The organism is Streptomyces sp. NPDC002845 (assembly GCF_053591955.1).
This window is the reverse complement of sequence record NZ_JBSFUU010000023.1, coordinates 95,782-110,075: the sequence shown is the minus strand read 5'-3', so window position 1 is coordinate 110,075 and position 14,294 is coordinate 95,782. Positions and strand designations below refer to the sequence as shown.

12 protein-coding genes and 4 pseudogenes are annotated in these 14,294 nt (G+C 70.7%); 5 read left to right on the top strand and 11 right to left on the bottom strand.

Translation table 11 applies throughout. The features are described from left to right. Positions 1-52 precede the first annotated feature (52 nt). The 3 genes and pseudogenes from ACWD3C_RS18870 to ACWD3C_RS18860 all read left to right on the top strand — a co-directional run bounded on the left by ACWD3C_RS18870 (position 53) and on the right by ACWD3C_RS18860 (position 3,429). Positions 53-1,191 (top strand): annotated as a pseudogene (locus ACWD3C_RS18870) (NAD(P)/FAD-dependent oxidoreductase). Beyond that, positions 1,188-2,234: a saccharopine dehydrogenase gene (locus ACWD3C_RS18865; RefSeq protein WP_451145244.1), complete on the top strand. Its 1,047-nt coding sequence runs from the start codon at positions 1,188-1,190 to the stop codon at positions 2,232-2,234. The pseudogene ACWD3C_RS18870 and the gene ACWD3C_RS18865 overlap by 4 nt, the downstream one beginning before the upstream one ends. A gap of 37 nt (positions 2,235-2,271) precedes the next feature. Continuing rightward, complete coding sequence (locus ACWD3C_RS18860) at positions 2,272-3,429, top strand: saccharopine dehydrogenase family protein (protein ID WP_451145242.1); 1,158 nt, start codon at positions 2,272-2,274, stop codon at positions 3,427-3,429. Here the strand turns inward: ACWD3C_RS18860 and ACWD3C_RS18855 are convergent. Together ACWD3C_RS18855 and ACWD3C_RS18850 are read right to left on the bottom strand one after the other, a co-directional pair. Then, positions 3,426-3,788 (bottom strand): hypothetical protein, encoded by a 363-nt coding sequence (locus tag ACWD3C_RS18855; RefSeq protein ID WP_451145240.1) that lies wholly within the window; start codon positions 3,786-3,788, stop codon positions 3,426-3,428. The genes ACWD3C_RS18860 and ACWD3C_RS18855 overlap by 4 nt on opposite strands. A 340-nt stretch (positions 3,789-4,128) precedes the next feature. Then, positions 4,129-4,332 carry an Arc family DNA-binding protein gene (locus tag ACWD3C_RS18850; protein WP_451145238.1) on the bottom strand — a complete coding sequence of 68 codons (204 nt, stop codon included), beginning with the start codon at positions 4,330-4,332 and terminating at the stop codon, positions 4,129-4,131. 73 nt (positions 4,333-4,405) lie between these two features. Here ACWD3C_RS18850 and ACWD3C_RS18845 point away from each other — a divergent pair, with 73 nt between their 5' ends. Next, the gene (locus ACWD3C_RS18845; RefSeq protein WP_451145236.1) at positions 4,406-5,650 is read left to right on the top strand and encodes an RNA-guided endonuclease InsQ/TnpB family protein; all 1,245 of its coding nucleotides are present in this window, start codon (positions 4,406-4,408) and stop codon (positions 5,648-5,650) included. Positions 5,651-5,665: 15 nt separating this feature from the next. On the opposite strand, the gene ACWD3C_RS18840 is transcribed toward ACWD3C_RS18845, so the two are convergent. Next, the gene (locus ACWD3C_RS18840; RefSeq protein WP_451145234.1) at positions 5,666-5,947 is read right to left on the bottom strand and encodes a hypothetical protein; all 282 of its coding nucleotides are present in this window, start codon (positions 5,945-5,947) and stop codon (positions 5,666-5,668) included. 85 nt (positions 5,948-6,032) lie between these two features. Further along, on the bottom strand, positions 6,033-7,259 hold the full coding sequence (locus tag ACWD3C_RS18835; protein ID WP_451145232.1) for a serine hydrolase domain-containing protein: 1,227 nt from the start codon (positions 7,257-7,259) through the stop codon (positions 6,033-6,035). Positions 7,260-7,590: 331 nt separating this feature from the next. Here ACWD3C_RS18835 and ACWD3C_RS18830 point away from each other — a divergent pair, with 331 nt between their 5' ends. Beyond that, complete coding sequence (locus tag ACWD3C_RS18830) at positions 7,591-8,040, top strand: PPOX class F420-dependent oxidoreductase (RefSeq protein ID WP_451145230.1); 450 nt, start codon at positions 7,591-7,593, stop codon at positions 8,038-8,040. A gap of 536 nt (positions 8,041-8,576) precedes the next feature. On the opposite strand, the pseudogene ACWD3C_RS18825 reads toward ACWD3C_RS18830, so the two are convergent. The 7 genes and pseudogenes from ACWD3C_RS18825 to ACWD3C_RS18795 all read right to left on the bottom strand — a co-directional run. Continuing rightward, positions 8,577-9,032, bottom strand: a pseudogene (locus ACWD3C_RS18825) (helix-turn-helix domain-containing protein); the annotation flags it as partial. Between the two features lie 16 nt (positions 9,033-9,048). Beyond that, the gene (locus ACWD3C_RS18820) at positions 9,049-9,603 is read right to left on the bottom strand and encodes a hypothetical protein (protein ID WP_451145228.1); all 555 of its coding nucleotides are present in this window, start codon (positions 9,601-9,603) and stop codon (positions 9,049-9,051) included. A gap of 240 nt (positions 9,604-9,843) precedes the next feature. After that, entirely contained in the window at positions 9,844-10,659 is an 816-nt protein-coding gene (locus tag ACWD3C_RS18815; RefSeq protein WP_451145226.1) for an SAM-dependent methyltransferase, read from the bottom strand. Between the two features lie 284 nt (positions 10,660-10,943). Next, positions 10,944-11,120 (bottom strand): annotated as a pseudogene (locus tag ACWD3C_RS18810) (6-phosphogluconate dehydrogenase); the annotation flags it as partial. A gap of 210 nt (positions 11,121-11,330) precedes the next feature. Beyond that, positions 11,331-12,260 (bottom strand): glucose-6-phosphate dehydrogenase assembly protein OpcA, encoded by a 930-nt coding sequence (gene opcA, locus ACWD3C_RS18805; RefSeq protein WP_451145224.1) that lies wholly within the window; start codon positions 12,258-12,260, stop codon positions 11,331-11,333. Beyond that, a pseudogene (locus ACWD3C_RS18800) lies at positions 12,257-12,682 on the bottom strand (glucose-6-phosphate dehydrogenase); the annotation flags it as partial. The pseudogene ACWD3C_RS18800 and the gene opcA, both read right to left, overlap by 4 nt. A 70-nt stretch (positions 12,683-12,752) precedes the next feature. Beyond that, positions 12,753-14,135: a glycoside hydrolase family 16 protein gene (locus ACWD3C_RS18795; protein ID WP_451145222.1), complete on the bottom strand. Its 1,383-nt coding sequence runs from the start codon at positions 14,133-14,135 to the stop codon at positions 12,753-12,755. Positions 14,136-14,294 lie beyond the last annotated feature (159 nt).

Below are 14,294 nucleotides of genomic sequence, written 5' to 3'. Positions count from 1 at the left end.
GCACTGAACCTCAGTCGCATGAACACGTGCTCGGTGTGGAAGACCTGTTCCCATGATCCGTAGCGCGCGTGTCGTCGTGGTCGGTGGTGGAGTGGTGGGCGCCGGCGTCGCCTACCACCTCGCCCGCGCGGGCGTGCCCGACGTGGTGCTCGTCGAGCGGGACGAACTCGCCTCCGGGTCGACCTCGCGGGCGGGGTGCGGGCGCAGTTCTCGGACGAGCTCAACATCCAGCTCGGCGCCCGCAGCCTGGAGGCGTTCGCACGCTTCGGTGAGGAGCCGGGGCACGACATCGGGCTGCACCGGGTCGGCCATCTGTTCCTGCTGTCGACGCCGGAGGTGGCCGAGCGGTTCGAGGCGAGCGTACGGCTGCAGAACTCCCTCGGCGTCCCCAGCCGCATGCTCGACCCGGCCGAGGCACAGCGGCTCTCCCCGCCGATCAGCGCGGACGGACTGGTGGCCGCCGCCTACTCGCCCGACGACGGCCACTGCGCGCCCGAGTCCATGGTCCACGGCTACGCGGCCGGGGCCCGCCGCCACGGCGCGACCGTGCTGCGGCACTGCGAGGTCACGGGGATCGAGACGCGCGGCGACACCATCACGGCGGTGGTCACCGGCAAGGGCCGTATCGCCACCGACACGCTCGTGTGCGCGGCCGGCGCCTGGTCCCGGGCGATAGGGGCCATGGTCGGCGTGGACCTGCCGGTGGAGCCGCTGCGCCGCCAGATCGCCGTGACGGAACCCGTGCCGGACCTGCCGCCCGGGCTCCCCATGACGATCGACTTCACCTCCAGCCTGTACTTCCACACCGAGGGCCCCGGCCTCCTGATCGGCATGTCCGACCCCGACGAGGCCACTGGCTTCGCCACCGAGACCCATGACCGCTGGATGCCGCGCCTGTACGAGGCCATGGAGCGGCGCGCCCCGGCCCTGCTGGACCTGCGCCGGACGGGCGGCTGGGCGGGCCTGTACGAGATCACCCCGGACCACAACGCCCTGATCGGCGAGGCGGCCTCGTGCTCGCGCTTCCTGTACGCGACCGGATTCTCCGAGCACGGCTTCCTGCAGGGACCGGCGGTCGGGGAGGTGGTGCGTGACCTGTACCTGGGCCGCGTACCCTTCGTCGACGTAAGCCCCCTGAGCGTCGACCGGTTCTCCGCCGACGCCCTGCGCCCGGAGGTCCACCTCGTATGACTCGGCTCCACTTGTGGCTCCGCCACGAGACCCGCACCACCGAACGCCGCACCCCGGTCGTGCCGTCCGACGCCCGGCGGCTCGTGGAGAGCGGGGTGACGCTGACCGTCGAGGAGTCGCCGCAGCGCGTCTTCCCGGTCGAGGCGTACGAGGAGGCCGGGTGCCGGATCGCGGCGGCGGGAGCGTGGAGGTCGCAGGCGCCGCCGGACGCGGTGATCGTCGGGCTCAAGGAGCTCCCGGACGAACCGCGTGAGCTGAAGCACCGGCACATCTTCTTCGGGCACGCGTACAAGCGGCAGCCCGGGGCCGAGGCCCTGCTGCGCCGCTTCGCCGCCGGCGGAGGGACCCTGCTCGACCTCGAATACCTGGTGGACGACCACGGGCGCAGGCTCGCCGCCTTCGGCTTCTGGGCCGGGTACATGGGCGCCGCCCTCGCCGTGCTCCACCACCGGGGCGTCCTCGGTACCCCGCTCACGCCCACCTCGAAGGAGGAGCTGGAGGCCGAACTCCGCGCCTCCCGGGGCGAGATGAGCGCCCTGGTGATCGGCGCCCTGGGCCGCAGCGGTCGCGGTGCGCGGGTGGCGCTCGGCGAGGCCGGGGTCGAACCCACCTGCTGGGACCTGGCCGAGACCCGGGATCTGGACCGAGGGGCCCTGCTGGACCACGAGCTGATGGTCAACACGGTGCTCACCACCAGCCCGGTCCCGCCCTTCCTGACGGACAAGGACCTCGACGGACCGGACCGCAGGCTGCGCACCCTCGCCGATGTCACCGTCGACGTCGGCTCGCCCATGAACGTCCTGCCGGTCTACGACACGACCACCGACTGGGACCACCCCGTACGGCGACTGCGCGAGCGGCCCCCGCTCGACCTCATCGCCATCGACAACCTGCCGTCCCTGCTGCCCCGCGAGGCGAGCACCGACTTCTCGGCCGCCCTGCTGCCCCAGCTGCTCGACTTCGAGACCGGCGGACCGTGGGGGCGCTGTCTGGAACGGTTCCACGAGGCGGGCCGTGAACTCGGCATCGGCGAAGCAGCGTAGAAGCACAGTAGAAGCAGCGCAGAAAAGGAGTTCGGTGATGACTGAAGTCGTCCCCGCGAGCGGCACCGTCCACTGGGTCGGGGCCGGTCTGTCCACTGGCAGCGGGCTCGCCGCGCTGTGCGACACCGCCGGGCGTGTACGCCTGTGGCACCGCACCGAGGAGCGCGCCGCGCGGAGCCTGGCGGCACGGGGGCTCGCGGGCCGCGCCGAGCCCCGCGCGTACACGCTCCCGGCGCTCGCGGCCGAGCTGGCCCCCGGGGACGTGGTGGTCTCCATGCTCCCGGCCCCGGAACACGCCTCACTCCTCGGCGCCTGCGTCGAGGCGCGGGCCCACTTCACCTGCTCCAGCTATGTGTCCGACGCGGTGCTGGAACTGGTGCCCGCGGCCAGGGCGGCCGGTCTCGTCGTCCTCACCGAGGCCGGTCTCGACCCGGGCATCGACCACCTCTTCGCGCACAGCCTGATCGCGCGGGCGGAGCGGGCGATCGGGCCGGAGACCGCCGCCTCGTACAGCCTGACCTCGTACTGCGGCGGCATCCCGGCCGTACCCAACGACTTCAAGTACCGCTTCAGCTGGGCACCCGCCGGTGTCCTCAACGCCCTGCGCTCACCGGCCCGCTACATCGAGGACGGCGCCGAGACCACGGCACGGCGCCCCTGGGAGGCCACGCGTCCCGAGGTGATCGACGGCGAGACCTTCGAGGCCTACCCCAACCGCGACAGTGTCCCCTTCGTCGACCAGTACGCCCTGCCGCCCGCCTGGAAGCCCCGCACCTTCGTCCGCGGCACCCTCCGCCTGGACGGCTGGCTGACCGCCTGGGCCCCGGTCTTCGAGGAGCTGAAGCGCGGCGACGACCAGCGCATCGCCGCGCTGGCCCAGGAACTGGCGGCGCGCTACCCGACCACGGAGGCCGACCGCGACCGGGTCGTCCTCGCCGTCTCCCTCGACGTGCACGGCGGCTCGGGCCGGACCTGGTCCGGCCGCTACCTCCTCGACCTGGTCGGCACCCCTGAGGAGAGCGCCATGGCCCGCTGCGTGTCCCGGCCCCTGGCACTCGGTGTCCGTCACATCCTCGACGGCTCCCTCCCGGCGGGCCTCGCCCGAGCGGCTCAGACGGCGGAGCGGTCGGAGCAGTGGTTGCGTGAACTGGCCGAGGACGGGGTGGAGTTCACGTTCCAGGAGGGAGAGGCCTAGGAAGCCGCACCCGGACGGCGTCCTGCGCCGTCCTCGTCCGTGAACGACACCTCGACCACCCGCTCGCCCGTCCGGATCCGCAGCCCCGAGGCGACGGCGTCGGCGGCCGCGTCCCGCGTCGGCTCGGCGAGCCACCAGAGGTTGAAGGCGGAGCCGAGGAGCAGGGGGTCGAGGCGGGGGCGCGGGGTGCCCCAGGGGCGGTGGGCGTGGGCCTCCAGGAGGGTGCCGCCGCGCAGCCGGAGCAGACAGCGGTCGTCGGCGAGCGGTGCGACGACGACGTTCAGATCGGGGAGCCGCCCGGCCGTGCGGTGGACCCACTCGGCGGGCGGGAGCTCGGCGTCGACGACGGTACGGGCCATGACCTCCGCGCTCTTGGGTGCATGGCGTGGGTCTCCCGGTCGGTCAGGGCGTAGAAACCGCGCGCCTCGTGCGGGTCGACTCCCGTGACCACCGGGCGGCGCAGCACCTCGACCGTGCCGTCGGGGAGCGGGCCGCCCGTCACGTCGTACGTCGACGGGGTGGACCGGTGCTTCGGGGCGGGCGGTGGGACGGGCGAGGGCAGGGGCGGCCGGTCGGGGGCGGTCAGGCCCAGGTGAGCGTAGAACCACCGCTGCAGGATCTCGCCGGACCTGCCGCGTTCGCCGAGCTGCCGGTCCACCTGACTTCCGGGCAGGGTGCCCGGTCCTTCAGGACTCCCCTTCAGGGCCGGGGTGAATGCCCGCTCCCGCGTAGCGGGGCGGGGAAAGCCGAATCGCCGTCCGGGCGATTCGGCGTCTCGCTCAGGCCGGTCGCAAGGCGCAAGTACCACAGGATCTGACCGTGTTGGGAGCGTCCCTCACGGACCGCCGCAGCCTTGATGGCTTCGTGCAACTCGTCGGGGAGCCGAAGATTGAAGTTGACCATGAACCCAGAATAGACCCATAATCAACCCAAGGCGAGGTTCCGTATGTACCCGACGCGTGCGCAGGAAGAGTAGATGCTCCTGCACTGCGCGCACGCCCGGTACGTGTGGAACCTCGCCGTCGAGCAGCACTCGCACTGGTACAAGGGCCGCAAGTCCGCGCCCGGTTTCGCTGAGCAGTGCCGCCAGCTCACCGAGGCCCGGCGCGATAACGAATGGCTTCGTCAGGGCAACGCGGATGTGCAGCAGCAGGCCCTGAAGGACTTTGCCAAGGCCAGGAACGCCAAGTTCACCTCCGGCTTCGGTGAGCCGACCTGGCGGAAGAAGTTCGTGCACGAGGGCTTCCGTGTCATCGGCACTGACCGCGTCCCGGAGTTCGACGACGACGGCACGCCGAAGCTCAACGTCAAGACGGGCAAGCAGGTGATGGGCCGGTCCGTGATGGTGCAGAAGCTCAACCGCAAGTGGGCGCAGGTGAAGGTGCCCGGCTGCGGCTGGGTGCGCTTCCGCCTCACCCGCACCGGGCTCCCGTCAGCGAAGACGTTCCGCGTCACGCTGAAGAACGGGCAGTGGCACATCGCGTTCGCGGTCGTCCCCGAACCGATCCCGGCGCCTGGTACGGGCGAGGTCATCGGCATCGACCGGGGCGTGACCATCACGGCCGCACTGTCGGACGGCCGGAAGCTGAACTGCCCGCAGCTCACCGCCAGGGAACGCGCGCAGATCCGCAAGCACCAGCGGCGGGCCGCCCGCGCACCCAAGGGCAGCGAGAGGAAGACCGCCGAGTACGCCAAGGCAGCCAAGCTCAAGGCCCGCGAAGTCGACCGGCGCAAGGACTGGTGCGAGAAGACCAGCACCATGCTCGCCAAGTCACACGACCTGGTGTGGTTCGAGAAGTTGAACATCAAGAACATGACCGCCTCCGCCAAGGGGACGGCCGAACAGCCCGGCAAGAAGGTCAGGCAGAAGGCCGGGCTGAACCGGGCCATCCTCGCCCAGGGCTGGGGCCTGCTCCGGCAGCGCACCGAGCACAAAGCCCCCGGCCGGGTCGAGGACGTACCCGCCCCCTTCACGTCTCTGCGGTGCAGCGCCTGCGGATGGATCGAGAAGAAGTCGCGCAAGAGCCAAGCCGACTTCGTCTGCGTGTCCTGCGGGTTCACCTGCAACGCCGACGAGAACGCAGCAGTCAACGTCGCGGCAGGACAGGGCGGGATCCCCCGCCCCCGGCGCTCAGCCGGTGCCGGAGGGGTGACAGCGGCCAACGGCCGTTCGAGCACCCGTGAACCCCAACCCACCCGGGCTGGAATCCCCCTCTTTTAAAAGAGGGGGAGGATGTCAATGGAGCACGAGCTGCGTCTTGCCGACCCCGCCGAGACCGCACACCGAGATCACCCGGTGGGTCGCCATGGCCCGGGTCAGCTCGGCGACCTCGTCGGTGCGGTTGACGAACAGCTCGATGCACGGGGGGAGTTGCCGTGGCCGGGGCCTGGGGGACCGGGCGGCGATCGTGAGGGACTGGATCACGTCCGCCTGGACGACATGGCCGTGTATCACGGCGTCACCCGACACCGAGTTGTGCACCGTCCGCCCGCCGTCCCCGCTCCCGAGGTTGTCCACCGGTTCCCTTTCTCAGCAACTCCTCGCCCGTCCGTGCGGGGCTCAGCGTATTGGCTGGTCGCCGGTCATCACATGCTCGGCGCCCTCAGCCGGTCACCGCCTCGTGCATCAGCCGCTTCAGCTCGGGGAAGACCGTGTTGGACGACGCCGGGCGTACCTGGGTCATGAACTGGACGGTCAGGTCCCGGCGCGGGTCGACCCAGAAGGTCGTGGTGGCGGCACCGGCCCAGCCGAACATGCCCGTGGAGGACGGGGCTTCGGTCACCGCGGGGTCGATGACGACCGAGACGCCGAGGCCGAAGCCGACGCCCACGTTCCCCGGCAGCCGGTGGGAGGGGCTGCCGTACGTGTGCAGGTCGGCGTTGCCCGGGAGCTGGTTCGTGGTCATCGCGTCGACGGTCTCGGGGGAGAGCAGCCGGACGCCGTCGAGTTCACCGCGGCGGCGCAGGAACTCCATGAACCGGTGGTAGTCGTGGGCCGTGGCGGCCAGTCCGCCGCTGCCGGAGAGGAACCGCGGACGGCCGCGCAACGGCAGCCCGGGCACCGGCGTGATCCCGCCCTCCTTGGTCTCCGCGTACAACTGGGCCAGCCGCGTGGCCTGTTCGTCCGTGACGTGGAAGCCCGCGTCCGCCATCCCGAGCGGTGCGAAGATCCGCTCGGCGAAGAACTTGTCGAGCGACTGGCCGGACACGACCTCGATGACTCGTCCCAGGACGATCGTGGCGACCGAGTAGTTCCACTCCGTGCCCGGCTCGAACTGCAGGGGCAGCTCCGCGTACGCCTCGCACGTCCGCTCCAGGTCCGCGCCCGCGGGGGAGGAGTTCTCCAGGCCCGCGTCCCGGTAGAGGGCGTCGACGGGGTGGGAGTGGTAGAAGCTGAAGGTCAGCCCCGCCGTGTGGGTCAGGAGATGCCTGATCAGGATCGGCTGCCCGGCCGGGCGCGTGCGGGTCTCCGAGCCCGAGCCGGACACGTACACCCGGGGTTCGGCGAAGGACGGCAGATAGCGGGAGAGCGGGTCGTCCAGGCCGAGCCGTCCCTTCTCCATCAGGATCAGCGCGGCCACCGACGTCACCGGCTTCGTCATCGAGTAGATCCGCCACACCGTGTCCGGCTCGACGGGCAGCCGCGCCTCGCGGTCGCGATGGCCGTACGTCGTCAGGTGGGCGACGCGGCCGTGGCGGGCGACGGACACCAGGAAACCGGGCAGCCGGCCGTCCTCCACCTCGTGCGCGAAGTGCTGGTCCAGCCGGGCCAGCGCCTTCGGATCGAGCCCGGCCTCGACCGGCTCGGCCTCTTGTCGCAGTCGTCCCATCTTCTCCTCCGGTTCACCCGGGGCACCGACCCGCCCCCGGACCGCTGCCTCACCTCAGGTCACCGGTCCGACCCGGGCCACGGCACTCGCACGTCCTCCCCTTCATCGTCCCTTACGGACCGCGCACCAACCCTCCGCGGGGCACCGAGTCCGGGCGGCCTGATGCACAGCGGGGCGCCGAGCGCCGCCACGACCGCCAGGACCCGCAACGCGGGCCCCGGCGCGACCCCGGCCGACGGGGCCGCAACCGTGTCAGGCCGTCGATGGAGCCCGCCCGGAATGGGCGGGGCCCGCCCGGAATGGGCCACGCTCCCCGAGGCGTTGACCGGGCATGACTCAGGACGCCCCACACGACACCACGCAGGACGCACTGCTCAAGCTCCTCTCCGAGTACGACGGTGGGGTGCTCGTCACGCTCAAGGCCGACGGCCGTCCCCAGCTCTCCAACGTCAACCACGCCTACTACCCCGACGAACGCACCGTCCGGGTCTCGATCACCGATCCCCGGGCCAAGACCCGCAACATGCGCCGGGATCCGCGGGTCTCCTACCACGTGACCAGCCCGGACCGCTGGGCGTACACCGTCGTCGAAGGCGTCGCCGACCTGACTCCCGTGGCCCGGGATCCGCATGACTCGACGGTCGAGGAACTGGTCCGGCTCTACCGGGACGTGCAGGGAGAGCACCCCGACTGGGACGACTACCGCGCGGCGATGGTCCGGGACCAGCGGCTTGTGCTGAGGCTGCGCGTGGAGCGGGCGTACGGGATCCCGCGGAGCTGAGCCCGGGCACGTGCGACGCGTAGGGCTGCGGAGGGGTTGGTCTTCGCCGTACGCGCGCGGGTACGAGAGAGCCCGGTCGCTGTCTCGGGGAGGACGAGCGGCCGGGGCCCGATGGTGACGAGGGCCCGCCGCCGGTCCGTCCCTTCGAGGATGCGGGTGGCGCGCTGGGTGTCGGCGAGCAGGCCGGGCAGGAGGGCGACGATGCCACTGCGGTGGTCGCCGTGGGCGTGCCACAGCTTCCAAGCCTTGCGCAGACGGGCGGCGAGCACTTCGGGGGACTCGGGCGGCACGTCGGACGCCTGGAGTTGGTAGCGGGTCAGAGCCTGCTTCATCAGCGGCAGGTCAGCGTGTTCGGCTTGCCGACGGCGCCCCCTTGTGCTGCCGGGGCCGCGTACGACGGTCAGGCGCCTGTCTCTCGCCGTACGGACCGGCATACGCGGCACGTCCGACTTCCCGGCGGGAGCGATGTCCGGCCACCCCACAGCAGGCGTCCGCACCCACCCGCGCACGGTGCCGAGTTCTTCCGGGGGGGGGCGGGTGACGCCTTCCTCGTGGAGCAGGATGCGCAGGCCCTCGTGGCTGATGTCGTCGACCACCTCCTCGGCGACCAGGAAGTCGGCCAGTTTGGTCAGGCTCCAGGTGGAAAACGCGAGGTCGTGGTCGGTCGGCTTGAACTTGGCGATCTTTTGGCCTCGCGGCGCTCAGGCAGTGTGAACGTCTTCGGCCGTTCGCCCCTTGTACTTCGTCCGCCCCTTGTACTTCAGGTAGAGCGAGGCGAAGCCGTCGGCGTTGAAGTTGTGGGTCACGTCGCGAACCCGGTCGTCGTTGGTGAACGTGACCTCGGCGATCTTCGCCACTGGCATGCCCTGCGCAGACAGCAGGACCATCTGGGCCCGCCGCCAGGTCACCACCGACCCGATGCCCCTGCGGATGATCCGCAGCAGCCGCCGCCCCTCGTCATCGATCTCACGCACGCGTACTCGCTCTGCCACCAAGACAGGGTGGCTGTCACGCGCCGCCAGATCTCTCGCTTGCTGCCCCTTGCTCGGCAGCGGATGCCGTCCCTGCGACTGTCCATATCGCCATGCCCCACAGGGAGAGCGCAGAAATAAGGCCCACCACGAGGCGAACGGTCTCGTCCGGGCCGTTCGTGAGCCAGACGGTCATGCCCGCCGCCCCGGAAGCGATCAACAGGGCCGCCGGTATTCGCAGTCGGGGCTGCTCGAACACCGCCGCCAACGGCAGGAAGTGGAGCCCGACGACAACCGCGATCAGCGGGGGAATGAGCACCGGCATCCCGACGTGACGGCAGACCCCGGCGATGGCGATGATCAGCAGCCACTGGAGCCCGTTGATCTGGTTGAACCGCCGACGTCGGCCAGCGGGGAATGGTCCCCCTGCCGACGAGGGAAGGAAACGGCGCGCGGCGAGCATCAGCCCCACCATGACGGCACAGCCAACTACGACCAGGACCTGCCGCATCAACCCGTCGAATGCGCTAGAGCCCAGCAGCCACCAGCCGAGCCCGAACAACGCGAGGAACCCCACCCCTGACTTGAACATGATCGAGACTCTAGGCGGAAGAGCAGCCCGCCCGTCCAGGGATTCTCGACTTGGCGCGGGCTTTGTTGGCCGACGTCCTCATCCGCCGCCGTGCCGCGGTCGCGCCCCTTCGAACCAAAGCCGCAGTCGAACAAGGCGAACGTTGTCTGATGCGGCACCAGCAAGGTGCACCGGGGCGGAGCCCCCTTGGTGGGGTCGAAGGGGCGGCAGCCCTTGGAGGATGGGACGGGTAGGGCGGCGTTACGGCTTGCGGCCCACGCCCCCGTACGCGTCCACGTACACGTCCGAAACCCCATCCCCCGCCCGCCACTTCGTCACCTGAACGATCCCCGGATCGACCAGCTGGAGCCCGTCGAAGAACCCGCCGATCTCCGAGACGCTGCGCACGTAATACGGCACGGCCCCACTCGAGTTGTACGCCTCCGACGCCGCGATCATGCCCTCACTCGTAGCGGTGCTGTCACTGATCACGAGGTGGCTGCCGGCCGGCAGGCCGGCCATGAGGCGGGCGACCAGCGACCGGGCCTGCTCGTAGTCGGCGACGTGCCCCAGCGTGTTGAGGATCATCAGCGCGATCGGCCGGTCGAAGTCGAGCGTGCCGGCGGCGGCCTGAAGGATCGACTCGGGCTGGTACAGGTCGGCGTCGAGGTACGCCGTCGCCCCCTCGGAGGTGCTGCCGAGCAGGGCACGGGCATGGGCGAGGACCATGGGGTCGTTGTCGACGTAGACGATGCGCGCGTCCGGTGCCACACGCTGGGCCACCTCGTGGGTGTTGTCGGCGGTCGGCAGCCCGGTGCCGATGTCCAGAAACTGCCGTACGCCCTGTTCGACGGCCAGATACCGCACCGCGCGCCCGAGGAACTGACGGCTGGTGCGCGCCACGTCCACCAGCCCGGGGAAGATCTCCTTGATGTGGTCGCCGATCTCCCGGTCGACCTCGTAGTTGTCCTTGCCTCCGACGAAGTAGTTCCAGAAGCGCGCGGAGTGCGGCTTGGTCGTGTCGATCCGGGCACGTATCTGCTCGGCGGCGACAAGCCGGGGGTCGGGCTCGGACACGAGTGCGCCTCCTGGGAACGTTGTTTCGATTGGCTGATCAACAACCTAGATCAGCCGACCGAGCCCGCGCGCGCTCTCAACTCGATGACTACGTACGAGATTCGGCCAATTCCGCGAAGCGCGGCACTCGTACGCGGAAATCCGCAGAAGGATCTTCGGACGCTGTTTGCGGGGCCGCGCCGCGGTCGGTCCTCCCCAGCGGGGACCCGGAGGCGCAGCCCCCGAGCGGGGTCGAAGTGGCGGCAGCTCCTGGGGGATGTGGGACGGGTAGGGGCGGCGGGGGCGAAACCGATCCCCTTCGCGCCCGGCTCCTCCGCGTGCTTCTCGTCGTCCGTCCACCGGGAGTTGTCACCGACGACGTCGCCGGCGTCGAGCAGGCCCGCCAGCTCGTCGACGACCGCCTGGGTGGGGGCTCCGGCGGGGACCATCACCCACACCACACGCGGCCCGTCGAGCGTCTCTGATTGGCTTAGGGATCCCCCGTGTTGCTCAGGGATGTGAGCCAGTCGTCTTCGTGCCCTGGTGCTGAACAGCGGAAGCCGTCAGTCCTCGTGGCACGTCCCTCCGGACGCTGGTCGGTGAGCTCTCGCGACCTCACCGAGGAGGGTGCCCGACGTCGCCTGGGCGCCGGGCGTGCGCGTGACGTTCTGCCACGGGATCGCTACGGATCGCTAATCCAACTGGACGCTGCCGTTGTCACCGCGGAGCGCCACCGCGTACATCTCGTCCGCGTCCAGGCGGCGCAGCTCCTCGGCGATCAGCTCGGAGGTGGGGCGCACCTTCAGGGCGAGGGTGCGGGAGGGCTGGCCGGGGAGGTGGAGCGTGGCCAGCGGGCCCTCGGGGCGGTCGATGAGGATCTCGCCCTTCTCGGTGCCGAGCCGTACGGCGGTGACGACCGGACCGGGGGTCTCCACCCGCTCGGCCGTGACGTTCAGCCGTGCCTCCAGCCAGCGGGCCAGGAGTTCGGCGCTCGGGTTCTCCGCCTCGCTCTCGACGGCGGCCGAGACGATCTCCGTGCGGGCCTGGTCGAGGGCCGCGGCCAGCATGGAGCGCCACGGCGTCAGACGCGTCCAGGCGAGGTCGGTGTCGCCGGGCGCGTAGGAGACGACCCGCTGCTCCAGCGCGACGAGCGGGTGCTCGACGGCGTACATGTCGGTGATCCGGCGCTGGGCGAGGGCCCCGAGCGGGTCCTTGGCGGGGATGTCGGGCGCGTCCACCGGCCACCACACGACAACGGGCGCGTCCGGCAGCAGCAGCGGCAGGACCACGGAGTCGGCGTGGTCGGACACTTCGCCGTACAGCCGCAGCACGACCGTCTCGCCGGTGCCCGCGTCGGAGCCCACCCGGATCTCCGCGTCCAGGTGCGACTTGGTGCGGTCGCGCGGGGTGCGGGCGTGCCGCTTGACGACGACCAGGGTGCGCGAGGGGTGCTCGTGCGAGGCCTCCTCGGCGGCCTTGATCGAGTCGTACGCGTTCTCCTCGTCCGTGACGATCACCATCGTCAGGACCATGCCCACGGCGGGGGTGCCGATGGCCCGGCGCCCCTGCACGAGCGCTTTGTTGATCTTGCTTGCCGTGGTGTCGGTCAGGTCGATCTTCATGGCCTGCGCCAGCTCCGTCCATCTCGTGCGAGCATCTCGTCGGCTTCCTCTGGACCCCAGCTGCCCGACGCGTACCGCGCGGGCCTGCCGTGTACGTCCCAGTACTCCTCGATCGGGTCGAGGATCTTCCAGGACTCCTCCACCTCCTGATGGCGGGGGAAGAGGTTGGCGTCACCGAGTAGTACGTCCAGGATCAGCCGTTCGTACGCCTCCGGGCTGGACTCGGTGAACGACTCGCCGTAGACGAAGTCCATCGTGACGTCCCGGATCTCCATCGACGTACCCGGCACCTTCGAACCGAAGCGCACCGTCATGCCCTCGTCCGGCTGCACGCGGATGACGATCGCGATCTCGGTGACCCGGTGGCCGAGACGCTTGCCGGTGCGCAGGCAGAAGGGGACGCCCGCCCGGCGGCGGTTGTCCGAAACGGGGCTCCACGCGCGCGTGGAGCCCCGTTTCGAGCAAGGTGCCGGTCAGCCGGCTTCAGTGGCTTCAGCGGCCGAAGTCGAACCAGTTCACGTTCACGAAGTCCTGCGCCTGGCCGCTGGTGAAGGTCAGATACACGTCATGGGTCCCGGTGACCCCGCTGATGTTCGCCGGAACCGTCCGCCACGACTGCCAGCCGCCCGTGTTGCCCACCGCGAAACTCCCGATGGGCGCGCTCGTACGGCTGTCGAGGCGCACCTCGACCAGACCGCTCACACCCGGGGCGGCACCGCTCGCGACCCGGCCGTAGAACTGAGTGGCCGCTGTGGAGCCGAAGTCGACGCCCCGGTAGAGCGCCCAGTCGCCATGGGCGAGCGAGCCGATGTTCTGGCCGCCGCCGGAGTCGGTGGTGGACTCGGTGGCCACCCCGCTCTGGCCGTCGAACGACTCGGCCCGGATCGCGCTGTACGCGTCACGGTTGCCGGTCGGCGGAGGCGTGGTACCGCTCCCACTGGCCGACAGCACCTGGACGTAGTCGACGACCATCGCGTGGCCGGGCACCGTCGCGCCGTCCGGGCCGCCGCCGAACGCGTCCACGAAGGCGCCGCCGATCGCCACGTTCAGGATGATGAAGAAGCCGTGGTTCGTGGCGTCGGCCCAGGTCGTCGCGTCGACCTGGTTCGCCCGTACCGTGTGGTAGTTGGTGCCGTCGACGTAGAAGCGGATCTCCTCCGGGCTCGTCGAGCGGTCCCACTCCAGGGCGTACGTGTGGAAGCCGGCCTGGCATGTCGCGCCGGGGCAGGCGGTGGAGCCGCCGAGGCCGACCGTCTCGTTGCAGGGGCCGCCCGGGCTGGTGCCGCAGTGCATCGTCGCCCACACGGTGTTGAGACCCTGGACGTTCTCCAGGATGTCCAGCTCGCCGACGCTCGGCCAGTTCCAGTAGTCGCCGCGGTAGGGCGCGCCCAGCATCCAGAACGCGGGCCAGTAGCCGCGGGCGGCGTCCCCGGTGACGTTCGGCATCTGGATGCGGGACTCGACGCGCAGCTTTCCGCCCGACGGCGGCTGGAAGTCGGTGCGGTTGGTCTCGATGCGGCCCGACGTCCAGTTGCCGGCGGCGTCGCGCCGTGGGGTGATCCGGAGGTTGCCGTTGCCGTCCAGCGCCACGTTGTCGGTGCTGGAGGTCATGGTCTCGATCTCGCCCGTGCCCCAGTTGGCGGGGCCGCCGGGGTAGCCGGTGCCGGTGGCGTACTGCCAGTTGGAGGTGTTGACGCCGGTGCCCGCGGCGCCGTCGAAGTCGTCGACGAAGACCTCGGTCCAGCCGCTGGGCGGCGGGGGAGCGGCCCCCTGCGCGGCCGTCGCCCCGGCCGCCGCCAGGCTCAACGCGCTGACGACGGCGACGAGTACGCGCCTCAGGCGGCCGCGTCCGGGTATGCCGGAAGTTTCCCTCATGGGTACCTCTTCAGGTGTACGGGGTGGGGGTGCGCGGGTGCGGAGCGCTCGCCCCGGGCCCGGTGGTCGACCCGTGGGCCCGGTCCTGTTCCGTTCTGAGAGCGCTCTCAAAAGGGAGTGCGCGGCCAATGTGCTCTCTGTCACTCACACCGTCAAGAG